This is a genomic window from uncultured Marixanthomonas sp., assembly GCF_963974425.1.
Lineage (GTDB): Bacteria > Bacteroidota > Bacteroidia > Flavobacteriales > Flavobacteriaceae > Marixanthomonas.
In genome coordinates, this window is the sequence record NZ_CAXBCK010000046.1 from 26287 (window position 1) to 32320 (window position 6034).

Annotated in this window: 6 protein-coding genes; 1 reads left to right on the forward strand and 5 read right to left on the reverse strand. The window is 35.3% G+C overall.

The window, feature by feature from the left end:
- Window position 1: 1 nt before the first annotated feature.
- From AACZ92_RS13085 to AACZ92_RS13100, 4 genes are all read right to left on the reverse strand, one after another.
- Complete coding sequence (locus AACZ92_RS13085) at window positions 2-1309, reverse strand: ABC transporter permease (RefSeq protein WP_339702111.1); 1308 nt, start codon at window positions 1307-1309, stop codon at window positions 2-4.
- A gap of 5 nt (window positions 1310-1314) precedes the next feature.
- Window positions 1315-2241 (reverse strand): ABC transporter ATP-binding protein, encoded by a 927-nt coding sequence (locus AACZ92_RS13090; RefSeq protein ID WP_339702113.1) that lies wholly within the window; start codon window positions 2239-2241, stop codon window positions 1315-1317.
- Between the two features lie 281 nt (window positions 2242-2522).
- Complete coding sequence (dnaJ, locus tag AACZ92_RS13095) at window positions 2523-3632, reverse strand: molecular chaperone DnaJ (protein WP_339702115.1); 1110 nt, start codon at window positions 3630-3632, stop codon at window positions 2523-2525.
- Between the two features lie 4 nt (window positions 3633-3636).
- Window positions 3637-4200: a nucleotide exchange factor GrpE gene (locus tag AACZ92_RS13100; RefSeq protein ID WP_339702117.1), complete on the reverse strand. Its 564-nt coding sequence runs from the start codon at window positions 4198-4200 to the stop codon at window positions 3637-3639.
- Between the two features lie 155 nt (window positions 4201-4355).
- Between AACZ92_RS13100 and AACZ92_RS13105 the strand changes: the two genes are divergently transcribed.
- Window positions 4356-5021, forward strand: a complete 666-nt coding sequence (locus AACZ92_RS13105) for a YceI family protein (RefSeq protein WP_339702119.1) — start codon at window positions 4356-4358, stop codon at window positions 5019-5021.
- 55 nt (window positions 5022-5076) lie between these two features.
- Here the strand turns inward: AACZ92_RS13105 and AACZ92_RS13110 are convergent, their stop codons facing one another.
- On the reverse strand, window positions 5077-5979 hold the full coding sequence (locus AACZ92_RS13110; protein ID WP_339702121.1) for a TIGR01777 family oxidoreductase: 903 nt from the start codon (window positions 5977-5979) through the stop codon (window positions 5077-5079).
- Between the last annotated feature and the right edge of the window lie 55 nt (window positions 5980-6034).

Genomic DNA, 6034 nt, shown 5'->3' on the forward strand with positions numbered 1-6034 from the left:
TTTAGTATTTAAGCCACTTTATAATCTCCTTGTAGCTTGCCTTTTTTCCGTACATTAGAATACCTACTCGGTATATTTTTGAAGCAAACCAAACCGTACCCATAAATGTAGCAAATAAAATAACTACTGATACAATTTGTTGCCAAATAGGCACTCCAAATGGAATACGCATGAGCATTACTACAGGGGAAGTAAAAGGTATAAAAGAAAATACCTGAGAAACAGTACCATGCGGATTATCAATTACAGTAAAGAAGCCTACATAAACAGCCAAAATTAATGGCATTAAAATGGGCATCATAAATTGCTGCGTATCGGTTTCGCTATCTACAGCAGCTCCAATAGCTGCATATAAAGAAGCATACAGCAAATAACCGCCAATAAAAAACAATATAAACATGATAATTAAATTGGCTATTGGCAAGGAGTTAATTTCGTGGATAACTTCCATCGCTATCTGCTCCACACCGCTACCATTGGCTTCTAGCATTTGTTGCTGAGGAGTCTGTACTGCTGAAGGATCTATACCCAAAACTGACGTAAGTACAAAGCTAAATACACCTATTAATAGCATCCAGGCTACAAATTGTGTGATTCCGGCCAAAGTTGTACCAAAAATCTTACCCAATAACAGTTTCATAGGTTTTACTGAAGAAATAATCACCTCAATAATTCTACTGGTCTTCTCCTCTATAACACTGCGCATAATCATGTTTCCGTAAATAATGATAAACATAAATAATAGATACCCTGCAGCTCCACCAAATATTAACTTAAGACCCGATCCTAGTTTTGAGGTTTCTTGCCCAGCATAGGTTTCTAAATTTGTATTTATTTTTATACGAAGCTCTTCTATTTTTTTTGAATCGATTCCTGCTTCTTGTAGTTTTTCTGTGTTTACCTTTTCTTCAATCGCATCTTGAATATCGTCCATAATAGTCAAGGACGGAGAATCTTCAGAATAAAAAGTTATTTTATTGGCAAGCTCATCAATGGTCTGTGTCTTCGGAATGTACAAAAACCCGTAATATTCCGATTCTTGAGAAAGTTTTTTGGCTTCTTCTGCCGAAATATCACTCAATGCTTTGTAATGAATAGAATTGGTATCTTCAAATTGATCTACAAACAATTGACTTTCATCCAGAATTGTGATAGTTCGTACGCTATCGCTATTAACATTTGATAAATAGGCTACCAAAGTAAAAATACCTACCAATATTAATGGACTTAAAAAAGTCATGATGATAAATGACTTGTTACGTACTTTATTTAAATATTCTCTTTTTAGAATTAGTAAAAGATGGTTCATATTGATTAGTTGTTACGTACAGTTTCTATAAAAATATCATTCGCAGAAGGAATTACTTCCACAAAGTGGGTAAGCTCCCCTTTTCCGGTTAAATACGTGATTAAATCGTTTGCAGTGTGAGTTTCAGGAATCTGAATTTTATACTGTAATTCGTTATTAATACTTTTAAAAGTAGCAGGAAACAAGGTGAATTTTTCTTTTAAATCGGCTGTAACCACATCTGGATATTCAGCTTGAATACCAACTTCATAGGTATTCGATTTATATTCCCGTTTAATATCTATCAACTTACCGTCCAAGATTTTATTACCTTTATTAATAAGAGCAATATGGTCGCACATTTCTTCAACTGACTCCATACGATGTGTTGAAAAAATAATCGTTGCTCCATCATCGCGCAATTTTAATATTTCATCTTTTATTAAGTTAGCGTTTATAGGGTCAAAACCACTAAAAGGTTCATCAAAAATTAACAATTTTGGATTGTGCATCACGGTAACAACAAATTGTATTTTTTGTGCCATCCCTTTAGATAGTTCCTGTATTTTTTTGTTCCACCAATCGCCAATTTCCAGTCGATCAAACCAATATTTTAACCGCTCTTTAGCTTCGGTCTTGCTCAAACCTTTTAATTGTGCTAAATACAATGCCTGTTCCCCTACTTTCATAGATTTGTACAAGCCTCGTTCTTCAGGTAGATAACCTATATATTGTATGTGGTGTGGCTGTAGTTTTTCTCCATCTAAAATTACCTCACCCGTATCTGGCATGGTAATTTGATTGATAACACGTATAAAAGTTGTTTTCCCCGCTCCATTAGGACCTAAGAGACCAAAAACACTGCCTTTGGGTACCTCAACTGAAATATTGTTGATTGCTTTATACTTGCCAAATGTTTTAGAAACATTGTTTGCTACTAAAAGTTTTTCCATAATTTTTACTATCGATTTCGTAAAGATATTGAAATGCCCCTGAAGGCAAATAGTATTCAGGTAATTTAATTTGTTAGTGCAAAAAAACTAAAGATTGTTACAGTTTTCATCGCTCAATTATTAAGGTAAACAAGAGCTATGAGTATGCATTGTCTAAAAAAACAAAACCCACCCTCTATAAATAAAGGGTGGGAAAAAAATTGCTATGAAAAAGAAAAATTATCGCCACAAAGTGTAGCGATGAATCAAATATAGGTAAAAATTATTTAATTAACGTTTATTTAAGAAAACATGTCTTTTACCTTTTCAAAAAATGATTTATCCTCTTTTTCAGGCTTGGGTTGAAAGTGCTCATCGTCAGTCATTTTCTCGAAAAAAGCACGTTGTTCTTTACTCAATGTTTTTGGTGTCCATACATTAACATGGACTAATAAATCTCCAGAACCGTATCCATTAATACTTGGTATTCCTTTGTTACGAAGTCTTAATATTTTTCCACTTTGCACTCCAGGCTCTACCTTTATCCGCACTTTTCCTGTAACGGTATCAATTTCTTTTGAAGCACCAAGTGTTGCATCTGGGATACTGACGTATAGATCATAGTGAAGATTATCACCTTCCCGCTGTAAGGTTGGGTGGTCTTTTTCTTCAATTGCTACTAAAAGATCTCCAGCTATTCCATTACCTGGCGCATCGTTTCCTTTACCCGAAACTTTTAGCTGCATACCGTCTACTACTCCCGCTGGTATTTTTATAGAAACAGTCTCTTCTGTAGCTAGCATACCGTGTGCATCTGCATTGGTAGGTTTACTATCTACAATTTGGCCACTACCTCCACAAGAACTACACGTCGTAGCTGTTTGCATACGCCCTAAAATGGTATTCTGAATACGAGTCATTTGTCCCGAGCCATTACACGTAGTACACGTTTTATAAGTAGTTCCTTGGGCAACTTTTTTGCGTTTTACTTTAATTTTCTTTTCTACCCCGTTTGCAATTTCCTCGAGGGTAAGCTGTACACGAATACGAAGATTGCTTCCTTTTACAGTTCTGCGACCCCCGCCGCCAAAACCACCAAAGCCTCCAAAGCCTCCGCCACCGAAGATGTCACCAAACTGACTGAAGATATCGTCCATATTCATACCTCCGCCACCAAAACCACCAGAACCATCAAAGGCTTGATGACCAAATTGGTCGTACTTCGCTTTTTTATCGGGGTTACTTAAAACCTCATATGCTTCAGCAGATTTTTTAAATAGCTCTTCAGCCTCAGCATCACCAGGGTTTTTATCTGGGTGATACTTAATAGCTCTCTTTCGATATGCTTTTTTAATTTCTGCCGCCGTAGCGTTTTTACTTAAACCGAGTATTTCGTAATAATCTTCCTTCATACAATTATTGGCCTATCACAACTTTTGGGAACCGGATGATCTTTTCACCCAAAGTATATCCCTTTTCAATTACATCTATTATTTTTCCTTTTAAATCGTCCGATGGAGCGGGAATTTGTGTTACCGCCTCATGAATTTCAGCATCAAAAGTTTCTCCTTGACTCGTTTCTATAGGTTCTAATCCTTTAGCCCGAAGGGTTTCTTTCAATTTATTCTGAATTAATTCCACCCCTTTTAAAAGGTTTTTATCTTCCGTTTTTTCAATCTCTTTCAATGCACGGTCAAAATCATCCATTACTGGTAGTAATGATGTTATGACATCCTGTCCTGCAGTTTTAAACAACTCAACACGCTCACGCCCAGTTCTTCTTTTATAATTTTCAAACTCAGCAAACAAACGTAAGTTGCGTTCTTTTTCTTTTTCTAGCGCTTCCTGTAATTTTGCTAGCTCATTTTCTTCAGTTATTTCATTTTCGGCAGTATCTACAACCTCTTGTTGCTCCTGCTCTTTCGTTGCCACATCATTTTCGGCAACTTTCTCCTTTTTGGTTTTATCTTTCTTGCTCATGAATGAGTTTATTTTTGTTTTTTCTGAAAGGTGCAAAAGTACTGCCATTTAATATGAAATGACAAAATGTCAAGAGTTTATTTTAATAGTATTTTAAGAATAATAAAATACGTAACTGCTATTTTTGCAAAAAGAAACTAAACACATAATAAACCATGAAAAAAACCATCATCAATAGTACACTAGCAGTTTTTATTGCAATAGGAGCTGTTTCTTGTAACGACGGAAAAAAAGAAGCAAAAACATCTGAAGCAAAAGAAGTTGCCGAAACTACTCAAGAAGCTGTAAAATACACAGTTGACACGACTGCTTCAACCATTAAATGGAAAGGTGAAAAACCTACAGGAAGCCACCACGGAACGGTAGATATAGCCAACGGTTCACTTTCAGTTAAAGAAAATATGATCGAAGCTGGTAATTTTACCATCGACATGAAGACCATCGCCGATGAAGATCTAGAAGGTGAGCAAAAAGCGAATCTTGAAGCACACCTTATGGGTACTGTGGAAGGAAAAGAAGGAGACTTTTTTAATGTAAACGAATACCCTACTGCAACTTTTGAATTAACAGGAGTTGAAGCAATGGGAGATCACACGATGGTTAAAGGAAATCTTACTATGAAAGATAAAACCAATCATATTGAATTTCCTGCAACTGTAAATATGGATGTTGATAAAGTTATGATTGAAAGTAAATCTTTTACTATTGACCGAACTAAATGGGGCGTTAATTACGGTTCTAAATCAGTATTTGATAACTTAGGAGATAAGTTTATTAATGATGAGATTGAATTAACAATATCATTGATTGCTAAAAAGTAATCGAAGAATTAAAATAATTATTGATTATAAAGACGGTCTTATTGACCGTCTTTTTTTATAGTAAATTTTTAATGGCGGGCACTACATTTACGTATTTAAACTTGTAGCCACTTTCTTCTAGCTTTTTTGAGCTTACTAATTGCCCCTTAAGCACTAAAATGGACATTTCACCAAGAACTAAGCGCAGCACAAAACCAGGAACGTTAGGCAGCCACAGGTCTTTTTTTAAATACGCGGCAATTTTACGAGTCATTTTTTCATTTGTCACGGGATTGGGGGCAGTGGCATTATAAATACCTTGAAGCCCATTTTTTAATATGTGCATATAAACACAAACTATATCATCTATATGTATCCAAGACATCCATTGTTTTCCACTCCCTAATGGTGCTCCAAAGCCCTTTTCAATAGGCTTAACTAATTTTGGGAATGCGCCTTCTTCTTCTGCCAAAACAACACCAGTACGCACTTTTGTCACCCGCATATCTAATTTTTCAAATTGATCTGCAGCAGCTTCCCAAGCTTGAACTACTTCAGCTAAAAAGGTAGTATCAACTGCTGTATCTTTTTCAGTATATAACCGGGATTCGCTATTTGGGTAGATGCTTACACCGCTTGCAGAAATAAAATGCTCTACTGTAGTTTTATTATTTTTGAGAGTTTCAAATATAAGATTGGCTGTTTTGGTACGACTTTCTATAATTGTCTTCTTATAGCTTTTTGTCCATCTTTTTGATATGGTTGCCCCTACTAAATTAATAATAGTAGTTACATCTGTAAAAGCATTTTTATCAATTTCGCCCTCATAAGGGTTCCAATAAAACCCTTTGTAATTAGGCTTATCTTCTAATTTTTCTTTACTCGTTGTTAAATAGTTTACACTAATACCTGCTTTATGGCATTCTTTTGTTAATTGTGTGCCTATTAATCCTGTCGCGCCCGTTATCAATACTTTCATAAATCAATACAATTCTCCTTTAATAGCTTTTTATTTAAAGTTACAGGATATATAA